This is a genomic window from Nesterenkonia maliinae (genome assembly GCF_051262655.1).
Classification (GTDB): domain Bacteria; phylum Actinomycetota; class Actinomycetes; order Actinomycetales; family Micrococcaceae; genus Nesterenkonia.
In genome coordinates this window covers 1-15,669 of the sequence record NZ_JBIMEY010000016.1, presented here as the reverse complement: position 1 = coordinate 15,669, position 15,669 = coordinate 1, and the positions used below count along the sequence as shown (strand labels likewise).

Sequence of the window (15,669 nt, the reverse complement as noted above, 5' to 3'; positions counted from 1 at the left end):
TCCGCGACCTGGGGGTTTCAACACCCCCGACAGGGAGTCGGCTCAGCCCCGGTGTACGAGGGCGAGGTTCTTCTTGCCGCGGCGGACCAGCAGGAACTTCTCGTGCAGCCACGTCGCGTCAGTCACCAGCGCATCGGCATCGGTGATCTTCTCGTTGTTGACGTAGGCGCCGCCGTCGTTGATCGCTCGACGGGCCTCTCCGTTGGACTTCACCAGACCGGTGTCCACCAGCAGTCGCACGGCCGTAGCTTCGCTGGCGGGAATGCTGGCGTGTGGCAGCTCTGAAGCGACCGCCTCCAAGGTGGGCTCATCGATCTGGGTGAGTTCGCCCTTGCCGAAGATCGCACCGGAAGCATCGATCACTTTCTGGGTGGCTTCTTCCCCATGGACCAGGGAGGTCACGTCCCAGGCGAGTGCTCGCTGGGCCTCGCGCTTGAAGGGGGCATCCTGCACGGAGCGCTCGAGCTCGGCGATCTCTTCCCGGGTGCGGAAGGTGAAGACCTTGAGCCGGTCGATCACGTCGGCATCGGACTGGTTGAGCCAGAACTGGTAGAAGGCGTACGGCGAGCACAGCTGCGCGTCGAGCCAGATGGCATTGCCCTCGGACTTGCCGAACTTGGTGCCGTCGGAGTTGGTGATCAGCGGTGTTCCCAGCGCGTGGACCTGCGTGCCCTCGGCACGGCGGACCAGTTCGGTGCCCGAGGTGAGGTTGCCCCACTGGTCCGAGCCGCCGAACTGCAGGGTGCAGCTGTACTGCCGGAACAGCTGCAGGTAGTCGAAGCCCTGCAGGATCTGGTAGCTGAACTCGGTGTAGGAGATGCCTTCATCGGAGTTCAGCCGCTTGGCGACGATGTCCTTCTTGATCATCGTGCCCACGCGGAAGTACTTGCCGATGTCGCGCAGGAACTCGATCGCGCTGACGCCCTGGGTCCAGTCCAGGTTGTTCACCATGGTGGCGGCACTCTCCCCATCGAAGGAGATGTAATGCTTGATCTGCTGCTGCAGCGAGTCCACCCAGCCGGCGACGACCTCCGGGGTGTTCAGCGTGCGTTCGCTCGAGGGCCGTGGATCCCCGATCAGACCGGTGGAACCACCCACGAGGGCGAGCGGCTTGTGTCCAGCCAGCTGGATGCGGCGCATGGTCAGCAGCTGCACCAGGTGACCCAGGTGCAGGGAGGCCGCGGTGGGATCGAAGCCGCAGTAGTAGACGATCGGCTCCCCCGAGAGCGCTTCTTCCAGCGCGTCGGCATCGGTGGAGACATGGACCAGTCCGCGCCAGGTCAGCTCCTGCCAGAGCGTCTCGAAGCTTGGATCGTTGCGCTGAGCAGCCAGCGCCGGGTTCGTGGATTCGAGGCTCATCTGGGTCACAGCAGGTACGTTACCAATCTTCTCGTGCCGAACGGCTCCGAATCATCGGAATCGTCTCGGGCAGGTCAGAAACCAGCGGGCAGGTCGCGGGCGGCCACCACGTGGAGCGCATGGGTGGGCCTGGTGAGCGCCACATACAGGCTCCCCACCCGCCCGGCGGTCTCCTCGAGGATCTCCGCGGGCTCGATCAGCACCACGGCGTCGAACTCCAGACCCTTCGCCTCATCGGCGGAGAGGGCCAGGATGTCTTCGGTCAGCGAGCCCGCGCCGCGGCCGACGCGGGAACCGAACTCCGAGACCAGAGACCTCCGGGTGGCATTGAGCAGGCGCTGCGGGACGATCGCGGCGACCAGCCCCTCCCCTACTCGCTCGTGTTCGGCGCGCACCGCGGCGGTGGCCGCGCTGACCAGCTGATCAGCGTCGACCGTCTCGATCACCGGCGGGTGGTCCCCGTCACGCACGGTGCGCAGCGAGGTGGTCTCCAACCCGTTGGCCTTGGCGACCCGTTCGGCCAGTTCCACGATGGTGCCGGGGGTGCGGTAGTTGACCGTGAGCTCCTCCACGCGCATCCGCTTGCCGACGAAGGGCGCCATGGCCTTCTGCCAGCTCGGCGCGGCTGAGGGCGAGGAGCCCTGGGCGATGTCCCCGACGATGGTGAAGGACTTCAGCGGGCAGCGGCGCATCAGCACATGCCACTGCATGGGCGAGAGCTCCTGGGCCTCATCGACCACGACATGGCCGTAGGTCCAGCTCCGATCCACCTGGGCGCGTTCGGCCGCGGTCAGCCGCGGGCCGGACTCGGCGTTCATGTCCACCACCGCCTGGGCGTCGAGGAACCCCTCGATGCCCATCTCTTCGAGCTGCGGGGTGGCGTTCTCCACGGCACGCTGCGCGTTGTCCAGGGACCGGGCGGCGGCGGCCTTCTGCCGCGCGGCCTCGCGTCCGGCAGACTCGTCCAAGGTGCCCAGCAGCTCGGCGGCCTCGTCGAGCAGCGGCACGTCGGCGCTGCTGAACGGGCTTCCGGGCTGGCGCTGGAGCAGCTCCCGCTCGGCGGCGGTGAGCTCGGGCGCGACGTCGGCGAGGTACTTGGGCTTGGAGTAGAGGTCCTCGAGGAGTCCCTGCGGGCTGCGCGGCATCCAGCACAGGTTCAGCAGGACCCGGACGTCGCGGGAGCTGCGGACATCTTCGACGAGGTAGGACCGGTCGGCGTCGTTGCCTTCCGAGCGCTTCTCGATGATCCGCTCGAGCTTCTCGGCGATCTCTTTGATCAGGACCTTCACGAAGGTCGTGCGCGCCTCGTTATAGGGCTTGCCGGTGGCCCGGGCCCGTTCCAGCGCACGGTTGACCATCTTGGGGGTGACCCCGACCCGGGTCCCGTCCACGGTGACGTCGCGGACGTCGGGGATGGTGCGCTGCCGGTGGGCGACGGCGGCTCCGATGATCTGCACCCAGTCCAGACGCCCCTTGATCTCTTCGACCCGGGGGTCCTTCTCTTCGCCGCCGCGCACGCCGGGGAAGAGCTCGGACAGGGAGGACAGCACGACACCGGTCTCGCCCAGGGAGGGCAGCACCCGGTCGATGTAGGACATGAAGGTGGAGTTCGGTCCCACGATCAGCACGCCAGCGGACTTCAGCCGGTCGCGGTGGCTGTAGAGCAGGTACGCCGCGCGGTGCAGCGCCACGGCGGTCTTGCCGGTGCCCGGCCCGCCCTGGACGACCATGACGCCGGGGAGCTCGGCCCGGATGATCCGGTCCTGCTCGGACTGGATGGTCGCGACGATGTCGCCCATCTGTCCGGTGCGGCGCGCGGTGAGCGCGGCCAGCAGGGCGCCGTCGCCGTGATTGTGGCTGGCCTCTTCGAGCATGCTGGCGTCCAGCACGTCGTCCTCAACCCCATGCACCTCGCGGCGCTTGAGCAGCAGATGACGACGCCGGCGCACGCCTTGGCGCTCGAAGGCGGTGGCCTGGTAAAAGACCCCGGCCTCGGGGGCGCGCCAGTCGAGCATCAGGCGCTGGTGGCTTGCGGAGGTCAGACCGATCCGCCCGATGTAGCGGCATTCGCCGGAGTCGTGGTCGAGCCTGCCGAAGACCAGTCGGTCGTCGACGGCGTTGAGCTGTGCGAGCCGGTCCTCATACATCGCGGCGAAGGCGTCACGCTCGGAGGCGTTCTGCATGGTGCCGCTGGAGCCGACCCGGCGAACCTTCGCGAGCTGGACCTCTTTCTCGGCGCGCAGCTCATCCAGCCGGGAGTAGAGCACGCCGACGTACTCGCGCTCCTCCTCCACACCGGCTTCGAGGCCAGGCACGGGAACGTCATGGTCTTCGGGCATGATCTCGGCCGTGGCCGAGGACTGTGAATCACTCATCAAGCAGCGCAGCTCTCCGTCGCGAATTTGCTGACCATCAATCATACCTCTATTCAGGTGAACCGAATATGACCAGATCCGGTCCAGGTCAGGAGCTGACCTCGGTCGGAACGTTGCGCCCGGGGCGGTAGGCCGAGACCGAGGGGTCCGCGTCGAGCCAGTACCGCCAGGGATAGACGGTGCTGCCCCCGGCGCCGGAGACGCCGACGCGCGGGCCGGTTCGGATCCGTTCGGGATCCACCGGCTGTGCGGGCGGGGTCAGCGTGAAGCGTGCAGGGTCATCGGAGCCGGCCGGTTCGTCGAAGGACACGGGACGGGCGTCCATGGGCAGCGTGATCCCGAGGCCCTGTCCGAGTCGGCCGGGACCGGAGAGCAGCTTCGCCCCGGTGTCGCGGCCTCCGCGGCGCTCGATCGCCAAGTCTCGGCCGGCCAGGACCTCCCCGGCGCGCAGCAGCACCCCGCCCGCGGTGCCCTCCGCGGCGCAGGCCAGGTTGAGGCAGCGGTGGATGCCGTAGTTGAGGTAGACGTAGGTGTGCCGGGGCGGTCCGAAGAGCGCCGCGTTGCGCGCGGTCTTGCCGTTGAAGCTGTGCGCGCCCGGATCCTCGCCCTGGTCGCCGTAGGCCTCGACCTCGGTCAGCCGCACCCGCACGGACCCGGCGGCGGTCTCCACGGTGAGCTCGCAGCCCAGCAGGGCTGGAGCCAGCGTGGTGGCGTGGGCGTCGAAGAGGGCGTGCAGCCGGGCGGAATCCATCAGTCCATGATGGCAGAGAGGTTTCCAAGCGGGTGTTCGGTTCACTCTCCGGTCTCGGTGACCCATTGCCAGAGGGGGAACGGATCGCCGAACGTGCGCCAGAGCTGCGGACCGGCCATGAGCTCGGCATCGGTGAGCGTGGCCTCATCGAGGGCTGCGGCAAGGCCAGCCGGGTCGAGGTCCATGCCGATGAACGCGATGTCCTGACCGAAGGCGAGCATCTCCTCGGGGTGCTCGAGCTGATGATGGAAGGCCAGCGGAGCCAGCGAGATGATCTGCCCGATGTGCTCCCACTGCCCGGTGATGTCGGGGCGGGTGGCGAGCCGGGCGAATCCTGCAGAGCGGATCACGCGGCCGAAGTCCTCGGCCTCCACGCGCAGGTCCAGGAGCTGCTTGAGCCGGCCGGGGTGGAAGGGGCGATGCTGTTCGTAGCGGAAGGCCGAGACGCGGGCGTGTCTGCGGCGGGGGTGGAAGTTCCCGTTCAAGAGGCAGGTCCAGCCCGCACGCGCCTCCTCGCCGGCATAGCCGGGCCCGGTGGAGCATTCAGTCAGGGCCTCGGGCTCCCCGCTGAACCTCACCTGTGCCTGCGGGCTCAGATGGGCCACCAGTGCCGCCAGCATGGCCAGTTCGCCCGGGTCGATACGCCTCCAGTTCATCAGCATCACCGTGGAGGCGTATTCGATCTGTTTGACGATGACCTCGGCACGGCAGACATACGCCAGCTCCCCCGGGTGGGTCCAGCGATGGTCAGCCTCGAGCACCACATAGTCATCGCGAAACAGGTCATCGAGCAGATGAGCGGCGTCGACGACGCAGACGACCTCGGCCAGCCGGACCCGCGGCTCCCGGTCCCAGCCGGGATCCCCGCCCGGGCCCCAGTCCGTACCGCCGCCGCCACCGTCACCCTCGCTGTCGGGGTCTGCCGCGGTGAGTGAGCCGATGACCTCGGTGCTCGCGCTGGCCAGTGGGTATTCGACCACCAACTCGGTGCTGCTGGGCACCATCTGCAGCAGCCGCAGCGCGGAGTCCAGCGCCGTCTCGTCGGCTGCCACGCGATCTGCCTGCAGCAGCACGGAGCCACGCTGCTGCGCCAGGGCAGCGGCGAAGTCCTTTCGCTCAGGGCCACAGGCCCCCATCACCGCGACCACTCGGACAGCTGATCCCTCGCCTGACATCGTCATCATGGCTCCCCTCGAGTATTCTTAACGCTAATGCTACTCATTCTCACTAGGAGGTCATAATGAAGGTCCGCAATTCACTGCGTGCGTTGAAGAACAAGCCGGGATCACAGGTGGTGCGCCGCCGCGGGCGCACCTACGTGATCAATAAAAAGAATCCCCGGCTCAAGGCCCGTCAGGGCTGACGTAGTCCTGAGCGTGGGCGGCGACGTCGTTGACGTACTCCACGGACTGGTTATAGGCGACGACGGCGTCCACCCAGCCCTCGTCGCTGGTGAGGTCTCCCCCGCTCTCGCACAGATACACGGCGGCGGTGAGCGCGGCGTCGTCGTACTGGTGCGGGTCTGAGCTGCCGCTGCGGGACCCGTCCTGGGCGTAGAGCGTCCAGGTGGCAGGGATGAACTGCATCGGCCCCACCGCGCGGTCCCACTGGGTGTCCCCGTCCAGGGTGCCGCCGTCGGTGTCGGGGATCTCGGCGAAGCCCGGGGATCCGTCCAGCGGGATCCCGATGATCGCCGGGGAGACCTGCCCGTCCGGTTCGACCTCGGCGCCGGCATAGGTCCCGTGCTGTGACTCCACCTGACCGATCCCGGCCAGGGTGTTCCAGCCCAAGCCGCACTCTGGTCGGGTCTGCGCCACCAGCAGTGCGGCGCCGGTATAGGCGGCCAGCGCACGCTGCGGGATGCCGGTTCGTTCGGCCACCGCTTCGAGCCACTGCTCGTCGGCCAGGCCCGCGATGGGGACCCAGGGCTGGCCGGGGGCGGGGACCTCGGCGGGTGCGGCCGCTTCGGGGAGCCGCTGGTCCGGGGCGCTGGGATAGTCCAGGTCCGGAGCCTCGCGCGGTTCCGCGCACCCGCTGAGCGCAAGCAGAACCGCCCCGGCCAGGACGGCCAGGGCGGTTCGGCGCTGTCTCGGAAGGGCTCGCGTCATGTGGTGTTCACTGACTCGCCAGGTTTCTGCAGCAGCTCAGCTGATGCTGTCCGGGCCGACGTTGCTGCCCGCCGAGCCGATGAACTCGCGGATCGGGCTCAGCTGCAGCTTGAGCTCCTCGAGCTGCTCGGCCACCGCCGACGGCGCGGTGCCGCCGCGGGAGGACCGGGAGTTGAGCGAGCCGAAGGTGGTCAGCACCTCGCGCACCGCGGGGGTCAGCTGGGCGGAGATGTCGCTGAGCTCCGCGTCGGTGAGGTCCCAGAGTTCGACGTCGCGCGCTTCGGCCACGCGGACGGCCTCGCCGGAGAGCTCGTGGGCCACCCGGAACGGCACGCCCTGGCGGACCAGCCATTCCGCGATGTCGGTGGCCAGGGCGAAGCCGCGCGGGGCCAGCTCGGCCATCCGCTCGGTGTGGAAGACCAGGGTCGCGATCATCCCGGAGACCGCCGGGAGCAGCAGCTCCAGGGTGTCCACCGCGTCGAAGAGCGGCTCCTTGTCCTCCTGCAGGTCCCGGTTGTACGCCAGCGGCAGGCCCTTGAGGGTGGCCAGCAGCCCGGTGAGGTCACCGATCAGGCGACCGGACTTGCCGCGGGCGAGCTCGGCGACGTCGGGGTTCTTCTTCTGCGGCATGATCGAGCTGCCGGTGGAGAAGGCGTCGTCGAGGGTGACGAAGCCGGCTTCCTTGGTCGCCCAGAAGATGATCTCCTCGCTGATCCGGGAGAGATCGACGCCGATCATGGCGCTGACCCAGGAGAACTCGGCGTAGACGTCGCGCGCGGCAGTGCCGTCGATGGAGTTCCAGGCGGCCTGGCTGAAGCCGAGCTCCTCCGCCACCCGCTGCGGGTCCAGGCCCAGCGAGGATCCGGCCAGTGCGCCGGAGCCGTAGGGCGAGGTCGCGGCCCGACGGTCCCAGTCCACGAGGCGCTGCAGGTCGCGCAGCAGCGCCCAGGCGTGAGCCAGCAGGTGGTGGCTCAGCAGCACCGGCTGGGCGTGCTGCAGGTGCGTCCGGCCTGGCATCGGCGCGTTCGGATGCGCCTCAGCCTGGGCAATCAGCGCCTCGATGGTGCCGAGCACGCCGGCGCCGACGACCCGGGCGTGATCCCGCAGGAACATCCGTCCCATGGTGGCGATCTGGTCATTGCGCGAGCGTCCCGCGCGCAGCTTCCCACCCAGATCCGCGCCGGCCCGCGCAAGCAGTCCGCGTTCCAGCGCTCCGTGCACGTCCTCATCGCTGGGCGCCGGGGTGAAGTCCCCGGAGAGCACATCGGCCTCGAGCTGATCGAGGGCAGAGAGCATCCCGGTCAGTTCGGCCTCGTCGAGCAGCCCGGTGCGGTGCAGCACCCGGGCGTGCGCTCGAGATCCGGCGATGTCGTAGCGGGCCAGCCGGAAGTCGAAGTGCGTGGATTTGCTCAGCGCGGCCAGCGCATCGGCGGGTCCTGAGGCGAACCGGCCGCCCCAGAGCGCGCCCTCGTTGGTGCCGTGCCGGCTGTCCGAACCCGGGCTCGCCGGGGTCGTGCTCTCCGGGGTCATGCTCAGCGGTCCAGGTTGCCGAGGCCGGAGAAGTCCGGCTTGCCGTGGATGCGCTGCTCGCGCTGGGAGGCCACCTTGGAGGACAGGCCGAAGATGTCGATGAATCCGCGGGCGCTGGACTGATCGAAGGCGTCGCCGGCGTCGTAGGTGGCCAGGTTGAAGTCATACAGGCTGGTCTCGGAGCGGCGGCCCTGCACGGTGGCGCGACCGCCGTGCAGCTCGAGCCGGATCTCGCCGGAGACGTACTTCTGGGTCTCGTCGATGAACGCGTCGAGGTTGCGCTTGAGCGGGGAGAACCACTGGCCGTCGTAGACCAGCTCGGTCCAGCGCTGGTCCACGGTCTTCTTGAACCGGGCCTGCTCGCGCTCCAGGGTGATGTTCTCGAGCTCGCGGTGCGCGGCGATCAGGGCCATCGCGCCGGGGGCCTCGTAGATCTCGCGGGACTTGATCCCGACCAGGCGGTCCTCGACGATGTCGATCCGGCCGACGCCCTGGGCGCCGGCTCGGCGGTTGAGCTGCTCGATGGCCTCCAGCGCGGTCACGGTCTGGCCGTCCAGGGCCACCGGAACGCCCTGGTCGAAGGTGATGGTGACGACGTCGGGCGAGGGCGGGAAGGAGGGGTCCTCGGTGTAGTCGTAGACGTCCTTGGTGGGACCGTTCCAGATGTCTTCGAGGAAACCGGTCTCCACGGCGCGGCCCCAGACGTTCTGGTCGATGGAGAAGGGGTTCTTCTTGGTGGTCTCGATCGGCAGGTTGTGCTTCTCGGCGTATTCGATGGCCAGCTCGCGGGTCAGCGCGAGGTCGCGGACCGGGGCGATGCACTTGAGCTCCGGGCCGAGGGTCTGGATGCCGACCTCGAAGCGGACCTGGTCGTTGCCCTTGCCGGTGCAGCCGTGGGCGACCGTGGAGGCGCCGAACTGCTGGGCGGCGGCGACCAGGTGCTTGGTGATCACCGGGCGGGAGATCGCCGAGACCAGCGGGTAGGAGTCCATGTAGAGGCCGTTGGCCTTCAGGGTGGGCATGCAGTACTGATCGGCGAACTCGTCGCGCGCATCGGCCACATAGGCCTCCACGGCGCCGCAGTCCAGCGCGCGCTGACGCACCGTCTCCAGTGATTCACCGCCCTGGCCCACGTCGACGGCGACGGCGACGACTTCCTGGCCGGTGGCTTCGGCGATCCAGCCGATGGCCACAGAGGTGTCGAGGCCGCCGGAATAGGCGAGAACAATACGATCAGTCACAGCGAATCTCCTTGGGGAACGGAACTTTGGCTCGAAGACAGCCTACATAATTATTCGCAGGTATGCATAAACGTGCCGATGAGGTTCGGGGTCCCCGTCAGGTTATCCTCTTCCCGCCCCCGGCGGCTCAGGGTGCAGGTCCGGTCTCAGATAGACTTGAATCCATGTCACAGGACCCCCAGCACTCGACCGAACTCCCGGAGAACCAGCATCCGCACTCAGGCGGAGCACCCGAGTTGACCGAGGAGCAGATGGAGTTCCTGACCTCGATGTTCGGGTTGGCCCGGGCCGGCAAGACCGAGGAGCTGCTCGACCTTGTGGACCGCGGCGTGCCGGCGAACCTGAGCAACGAGAAGGGCGACACGCTGCTCATCCTTGCCGTCTATAACGACCACACCGAATTGGCGAAGGGTCTGCTCACCCGCGGCGCCGATGTGGACCGAATCAACGATCAGGGCCAGACCGCACTGGGCTGCGCGGTGTTCCGGCAGAACGAGCCGGCGACCACAGCCCTGCTCGACGCCGGCGCGGACCCGCGCCTGGGCCGACAGAACGCATACGCCGTGGCGGAGATCTTCGGCCTGGACTCGATGCGCGCAGTCCTCGACGCCCACCAGGGCTGAGACCCCAGCACTCAGCCGACATGGTCGTGGACGGATCGGGAGATCCGCCCGACCATGGCATTGACGGCTCGCAGCCGCAGCGGGGTGATCACCCGGGCAAGACCCAGGTGAGAACCCACATCCGCATTCAGACCCAGGATCGCCTCGTAGCGCTGACCGCTCAGTCCGTGCTGCAGGATCGATGCGAAGCCCCGCGTGGTGGGAGCTTCCGGCGGGGCGGCGAAGTAGATGTGCGCCACCCGCGCCGCGTCGTCGAACTCGGTCGCCAGGAACAGCGGAGACTGACACTCCACGACCTCATCCATGTCCTGGAGGCTGTCCCGATAGGTCTCCGGGAGCTCCGGCAGGCGCTTGGCGTAGTCGAGCAGCAGCATCAGCCGCTGCTGCTCCCCCACAGACTGGAACTCCTCGAAGATCCGGGCGAGCGGCGCGCCGGACGTCACGAGGCCGACGTCTCACCCGGCTCGGCGCCGACGGTGATGGGCAGCCGCACGCCGTTGCCCCATTCGGTCCAGGATCCGTCGTAGTTGCGGACCTCGTCGTAGCCCAGCAGGTGCTTGAGCACGAACCAGGTGTGCGAGGAGCGCTCACCGATCCGGCAGTAGGCGATGACGGACTCGGAGTTCCCCACCCCGGCCTCCTCCTGGTAGATCGCGGCAAGCTCTTCACGCGACTTGAAGGTTCCGTCCTCGTTCGCGGCCCGGGCCCAGGGCACCGAGACGGCGGTGGGGATGTGTCCCGCGCGCAGGGCGCCTTCCTTGTCCTCGAATCCTGGCGCCGAGGTGACTTCCCCGGAGTACTCCGCGGGGGAACGCACGTCGACCAGCGGGGTGCTGCCGATGGCCTCGAGCACGTCCTCACGGAAGGCCCGCCACTGCGGATCGTTGCGCGTGGCCGGGACCGGGTACGTCGCGTCACGCGGCCGCGGCACCTCGGTGCTCAGCTCACGGCCCTCTTCCACCCACTTGGCCCGGCCACCGTCGATCAGGCGCAGGTCAGCATGCCCGAAGAGCGTGAAGACCCAGAGCGCGTAGGCCGCCCACCAGTTCGACTTGTCCCCATAGAAGACCACGGTGGTCTCGGGCGTGATCCCCTTGGACGCGGCGAAGGCGGCGAACTGTTCCGGATCGATGAAGTCCCGGGTAACGGGGTCGTTGAGGTCGGTGTGCCAGTCGATCTTGTGTGCTCCGGGGATGTGGCCGGTCTCGTAGAGGAGGACGTCCTCGTTCGACTCCAGCAGCACCACCTGCGGGTCATCCTTGTGCTCGGCGGCCCAGTCAGTGGTGACGAGTGCGCCGGGGTTGGCGTAGTGCGAGAAGTTCTGGTCTGAAGACATGTCGAATACCCTTTCGTCGATCGGCGTCCATGAGTGCGTCGTGGTGGTGCACCACCTCCCACGACACCGCCCAGCCTACTTTGTTTTTGAACACTTATGAACCTATATGACGAATTACTCGTGGTGTGGCGAGACTTTGTCTACGGTGGGGCCATCACCCGATCACCGCCGAGGAACGAGTTGTCCACGCATGAGCACAGCAGCGAGCAGAGCGATCTTTCTGGCGGCTCCTGCTGTCCTCGGCGCGGCTCTGCTCCCCGGCTGCGCGGAGGAGCACGACGGGCAGGTCACGCTCGTCGGGTTCGCCGCGCCCGCCGAGGCGAACGAGGAAGTGTTCAACTCGTTCACCGAAACCGCGGCGGGTCAGGGGCCGCAGAAGGCGGAGTCCTACGGAGCCTCGGGAGATCAGTCTCGAAGCGTGGCGAACGGGTTGCCGGCGGACCTGGTGCACCTGAGCATCTCCCCAGACCTCGAGCGCCTGGTCGAGGCGGGACTGGTGGCCGAGGACTGGGACGACAACGCCTGGGGCGGCCAGCTGACCACCTCCGTGGTGGTCCTGGTGGTCCGCGAGGGCAACCCCTTGGGCATCACCGGCTGGGAGGACCTGATCCGCGAGGACGTCAGCATCGTGACCCCGAACCCGGGATCCTCCGGCGCCGCCCGCTGGAACATCCTCGGCGCCCTCGCGTCACAGCTGAAGAACGGCGGCACCCCGGCGGACGCGCAGGCGTACATGGAGCAGTTCATCGACAACGTCGCGGTGTTCCCGGGCTCCGGCCGGGACGCCACCATGGCGTTCCTCGACGGGACCGGTGACGTGCTGGTCTCTTATGAGAACGAGGCCATCCTGGGCGTGCAGCAGGGAGAAGAGCTTGACTACATCGTCCCGCGCACCTCGGTGCTGATCGAGAACGTCGCCGCGGTCACCGAGGACGCCCCGGCCCAGGCGCGGCAGTTCCACGACTTCGCGCTCTCCCCCGCCGGACAGACGATCTACGTCAGCTTCGGCTTCCGCCCGGTGGAGCAGGGCGGCGCTCCGATCGAGATCGACGCGGTCCGCGGGGCCAACGATCCCGCCGAACCCTTCCCCGAGGTGGAGCAGCTGGCCACGGTGGACGAAGACTTCGGCGGCTGGGACCAGGTGATGGCTGACTACTTCGACGAGGACGGGTTGATCACCCGGCTCATCGAGGACTCGGGACGCAGCTGAGATGTCGAGCAACGCCCTGAACAGCCCAGCTTCCGGAACTCCCGTGCGTCCCGCGCGACCGGGCAGACCCCGGTCCAGGCCGCGACGGCGCAGCACGCTGACCCGGCCCGCCGGCCTCGCCTTAGGCATCTCGGTGCTGTGGTTCAGCCTGCTGGTGATGATCCCGCTGGCCCTGCTGCTCATCTCCTCTGTGGAGGACGGCTGGTCCACGTTCTGGGACACTCTGACCAACGTGCAGACCGCGAACGCGATCCGGCTCACGCTGGTCTCCGCGCTGGCAGCCACGGCGGTGAACCTCGTGATGGGACTGCTCATCGCCTGGGTGCTGGTGCGCGACCGCTTCCCGGGCCGATGGCTGATAGAGCTGCTGATCGACATCCCCTTCGCGCTGCCGTCGCTGGTCGCCGGGCTGGTGCTGCTGAGCCTCTACGGGCCGGAGAGCCCGTTGGGGATCAACGTGCTGGGGACCCCCGCCTCGGTGTTCCTTGCCCTGCTGTTCGTGACGCTGCCCTTCGTGGTCCGGACGGTGCAGCCGGTGCTGGGGGAGCTGGACCGCGACGTCGAGCGGGCGGCCCATTCACTCGGAGCCAGCCGCGCCACCACGGTCCGCCGGATCATCCTTCCCGCGCTGACCCCTGCTCTCGCGGCAGGAGCCACGCTGTGCTTCGCCCGCGGCGTCGGCGAGTTCGGCGCCCTGGTGATCCTCACCGGGAATCGGCCGAACATCTCCGAGGGCGCCCCGATGCGCATCCAGAGCTACATCGAAGTCGACAACACCGCCGCAGCGGCGACCGTGGCGGTGCTGCTGCTGGCCACCGCCCTGGCCGCGACGCTGCTCGTGGAGGTCCTCACCTCCAAGGGTCGCCAGAGATGAGCGTCATGCGGACGGCGCTGCGCACCCTGGTGATCGCCTATCTGTTCTTCCTGGTCGGCTGGCCGCTGTGGATGGTGATCCAGGAGACGTTCCTCTCCGGGGAGAACCACCTGGTCTCCACATGGGAGGACCCGGCGGTCCGCAGCGCGCTGCGGGTCACCCTTACTGCCGCCGCCTGGGCGGTCGTGCTGAACACAGTCTTTGGGATCACACTGGGGATCCTGCTGGTACGCCACGACTTCCCGGGCAAACGGCTGCTCGGGCTGTTCGTGGACCTGCCGATCGCAGTCTCCCCGATCGTCGTCGGCCTGGCGCTGCTGCTGGCCTACGGCCCCGTCCAGGGGTGGCTCGGCCGACCACTGGCCGAACTGGGCATCCTGGTCGTGTTCTCATTCCCCGGGATCGTTCTCGCGGTGACCTTCGTCAGTCTTCCGCTGGTGCTGCGCGCAGTGATCCCGGTGCTGCGCGAGATCGGCATGGAACAGGAGGTCGCCGCGCGGAGCCTCGGAGCCCACGCCGGGCAGATCCTCTGGCGGATCACACTGCCCTCGATCAGGGGGGCAGTGACCTACGGGGTCATCCTGACCCTCGCCCGCGCCGTCGGCGAGTTCGGGGCCGTACTCATCATCTCCGGAGGCCTGGTCGGTCAGACCGAGACCGCCACCATGGCGGTGCAGCGCTTCCACCAGGGATTCGCCACCGGCAGCTCCTACGCCATCGGATTCCTGCTCGCACTCATCGGCATCGCCGCACTGGCGATCGTCACCGTGTTAAGACCAAAGGAGCACACCCGTGGGAATTGAGATCCACCACGTGAGCAAGACCTTCGGCAACTTCACCGCCCTGGAAGACCTCAGTCTGTCGGTCCCCTCCGGCGGACTGACCGCCCTGCTCGGCCCCTCGGGGTCGGGCAAGACCACGCTGCTGCGGATCCTGGGAGGTCAGGAGGAGCCCGACGCCGGCTCGGTGCACCTTGCGGGGCGCGATGTCACGCGGCTGCCCGCCCAGGAGCGGAACATCGGATTCGTCTTCCAGCACTATGCGGCGTTCACGCACATGAGCGTGGCCAAAAACGTGGCTTTCGGGCTGGAGGTGCGCAAGACTCCGAAGGCGCAGGTCCGCCGCCGGGTGCAGGAGCTGCTCGAGCTGGTCCAGCTCGAGCGCTTCGGCGACAGGCTCCCCTCCCAGCTCTCCGGCGGCCAGCGGCAACGCATGGCGCTCGCCCGGGCTCTGGCGGTGGACCCCTCGGTGCTGCTGCTGGATGAACCCTTCGGGGCCCTCGACGCGAAGGTCCGCAAGGAGCTGCGCGACTGGCTGCGCCAGCTGCATCAGGAGGTCCATGTCACCAGCGTCTTCGTCACCCACGACCAGGAGGAAGCCCTCGAAGTTGCTGACACGGTGGTCGTGATGAATCAGGGGCGCATCGAACAGGTCGGGACCCCGGAGGAGATCTACGACCATCCCGCCAATGACTTCGTCTTCGGATTCATCGGTGAGGTCACCCGGTTCGGGGAGCTGCGGCTGCGGCCCCACGACGTGGAGGTGACCCTGGACCCCGAGAGCGGTTCGCACCCCGGGCGGATCACCCGGCTCACCCGGATCGGCTTCGAGGTGCGCCTGGAGGTGATGCTGGACTCGAGCCCTTGGTCCCTGGGCGGAACGCACCCACCGGTGCACGTGCAGCTCTCGCGCACGGAGTCCCAGGCGCTGGACCTGCAGCAGGGGGACGCCATCTGGGTGCGACCCCGGGCCGCGGCCCGCGGGCGCGAGGTCGAGATTATCCGGGTCGGCGCCGAGCGCTGATCGCGACCCGGAGCTGGATCCGCGGCAGGAAGTCCGTTCCAGGAGGATTGGGCTGCGTCGTGCTGATCCGGACTCCGCCCCACAGTGCCGCGAGCCGGTCAGGCGAGACACCGAGTACTAGACCCACCCCGGAGAACGTCTCAGCAGATTCCGGCCGGCCACGGTCGTTCGTGCTGGTGCTCGAAACGATTGCCAGCGAACTGGGCCGGAGTGCGATCCCCCACATACCCGGCGGATGAGTGAGTCGAGACAGCCTGGTCGAAGGCCGGGAAGGCTCTCTCAGTCGGTGGGGCATTCGAGGTTGGCAGCGTCGTCGTACTCAGGAACGGGACGAGCCTCTGCCTCCTCCACGGTGGTCGCTGCGCCGTTGCTGTCGATGTCCTCGATCAACCAATCCATCTCCGCGATCTCACGCCGCTGGGCCTCACTGATCGCCACCGCGAGCTCACAGACCCGGAC

Annotated in this window: 15 protein-coding genes and 1 pseudogene; 6 read left to right on the top strand and 10 right to left on the bottom strand. The window is 68.1% G+C overall.

All coding sequences use genetic code 11. The annotated features are described in order from the left end of the window. Positions 1–42: 42 nt before the first annotated feature. The 4 genes from tyrS to ACHAA4_RS15225 form a co-directional block, all read right to left on the bottom strand. Positions 43–1,359, bottom strand: coding sequence for a tyrosine--tRNA ligase (tyrS, locus tag ACHAA4_RS15240; protein ID WP_435775032.1), 1,317 nt, complete (start codon positions 1,357–1,359; stop codon positions 43–45). A 74-nt stretch (positions 1,360–1,433) separates the two neighbouring features. Then, the gene (locus ACHAA4_RS15235; protein ID WP_435775031.1) at positions 1,434–3,698 is read right to left on the bottom strand and encodes a HelD family protein; all 2,265 of its coding nucleotides are present in this window, start codon (positions 3,696–3,698) and stop codon (positions 1,434–1,436) included. Between the two features lie 124 nt (positions 3,699–3,822). Further along, entirely contained in the window at positions 3,823–4,485 is a 663-nt protein-coding gene (locus ACHAA4_RS15230; RefSeq protein WP_435775030.1) for a DNA-3-methyladenine glycosylase, read from the bottom strand. A gap of 41 nt (positions 4,486–4,526) precedes the next feature. Then, positions 4,527–5,669: a GTP-binding protein gene (locus ACHAA4_RS15225; RefSeq protein ID WP_435775029.1), complete on the bottom strand. Its 1,143-nt coding sequence runs from the start codon at positions 5,667–5,669 to the stop codon at positions 4,527–4,529. 56 nt (positions 5,670–5,725) lie between these two features. On the opposite strand from ACHAA4_RS15225, the gene ykgO reads away from it, so the two are divergent. After that, positions 5,726–5,848, top strand: a complete 123-nt coding sequence (gene ykgO / locus ACHAA4_RS15220) for a type B 50S ribosomal protein L36 (protein WP_084479720.1) — start codon at positions 5,726–5,728, stop codon at positions 5,846–5,848. Here ykgO and ACHAA4_RS15215 read toward each other — a convergent pair. From ACHAA4_RS15215 to ACHAA4_RS15205, 3 genes are read right to left on the bottom strand one after another with little or no spacing between them, the layout of a single operon-like run. After that, positions 5,829–6,593: a lytic transglycosylase domain-containing protein gene (locus ACHAA4_RS15215; RefSeq protein ID WP_435775028.1), complete on the bottom strand. Its 765-nt coding sequence runs from the start codon at positions 6,591–6,593 to the stop codon at positions 5,829–5,831. The two genes, ykgO and ACHAA4_RS15215, sit on opposite strands and share 20 nt — an antisense overlap. 36 nt (positions 6,594–6,629) lie before the next feature. Next, complete coding sequence (gene argH, locus ACHAA4_RS15210; protein WP_435775027.1) at positions 6,630–8,123, bottom strand: argininosuccinate lyase; 1,494 nt, start codon at positions 8,121–8,123, stop codon at positions 6,630–6,632. A 2-nt stretch (positions 8,124–8,125) separates the two neighbouring features. After that, on the bottom strand, positions 8,126–9,364 hold the full coding sequence (locus ACHAA4_RS15205) for an argininosuccinate synthase (protein ID WP_435775026.1): 1,239 nt from the start codon (positions 9,362–9,364) through the stop codon (positions 8,126–8,128). A 164-nt stretch (positions 9,365–9,528) separates the two neighbouring features. Between ACHAA4_RS15205 and ACHAA4_RS15200 the strand changes: the two genes are divergently transcribed. Beyond that, positions 9,529–9,987, top strand: coding sequence for an ankyrin repeat domain-containing protein (locus tag ACHAA4_RS15200; protein WP_435775025.1), 459 nt, complete (start codon positions 9,529–9,531; stop codon positions 9,985–9,987). Between the two features lie 11 nt (positions 9,988–9,998). Here ACHAA4_RS15200 and ACHAA4_RS15195 read toward each other — a convergent pair whose 3' ends face one another. Then, the gene (locus tag ACHAA4_RS15195) at positions 9,999–10,430 is read right to left on the bottom strand and encodes a SufE family protein (RefSeq protein WP_435775024.1); all 432 of its coding nucleotides are present in this window, start codon (positions 10,428–10,430) and stop codon (positions 9,999–10,001) included. Further along, positions 10,427–11,323, bottom strand: coding sequence for a sulfurtransferase (locus ACHAA4_RS15190; protein ID WP_435775023.1), 897 nt, complete (start codon positions 11,321–11,323; stop codon positions 10,427–10,429). Before ACHAA4_RS15190 ends, ACHAA4_RS15195 begins: the two co-directional genes overlap by 4 nt. A gap of 190 nt (positions 11,324–11,513) precedes the next feature. On the opposite strand from ACHAA4_RS15190, the gene ACHAA4_RS15185 reads away from it, so the two are divergent. Genes ACHAA4_RS15185 through ACHAA4_RS15170 form a run of 4 tightly spaced genes read left to right on the top strand, consistent with a single transcriptional unit; the run spans position 11,514 to position 15,210 of the window. Continuing rightward, positions 11,514–12,533, top strand: coding sequence for a sulfate ABC transporter substrate-binding protein (locus tag ACHAA4_RS15185; protein ID WP_435775022.1), 1,020 nt, complete (start codon positions 11,514–11,516; stop codon positions 12,531–12,533). Between the two features lies 1 nt (position 12,534). Then, entirely contained in the window at positions 12,535–13,407 is an 873-nt protein-coding gene (cysT, locus tag ACHAA4_RS15180) for a sulfate ABC transporter permease subunit CysT (protein ID WP_435775021.1), read from the top strand. After that, positions 13,404–14,210 (top strand): ABC transporter permease subunit, encoded by an 807-nt coding sequence (locus ACHAA4_RS15175; protein WP_435775020.1) that lies wholly within the window; start codon positions 13,404–13,406, stop codon positions 14,208–14,210. Before cysT ends, ACHAA4_RS15175 begins: the two co-directional genes overlap by 4 nt. Then, a complete protein-coding gene (locus ACHAA4_RS15170; RefSeq protein ID WP_435775019.1) occupies positions 14,200–15,210 on the top strand; it encodes a sulfate/molybdate ABC transporter ATP-binding protein in 1,011 nt (336 codons plus the stop codon). The genes ACHAA4_RS15175 and ACHAA4_RS15170 overlap by 11 nt, the downstream gene beginning before the upstream one ends. A gap of 279 nt (positions 15,211–15,489) precedes the next feature. On the opposite strand, the pseudogene ACHAA4_RS15165 reads toward ACHAA4_RS15170, so the two are convergent. Further along, positions 15,490–15,669 (bottom strand): annotated as a pseudogene (locus ACHAA4_RS15165) (DUF305 domain-containing protein); the annotation flags it as partial.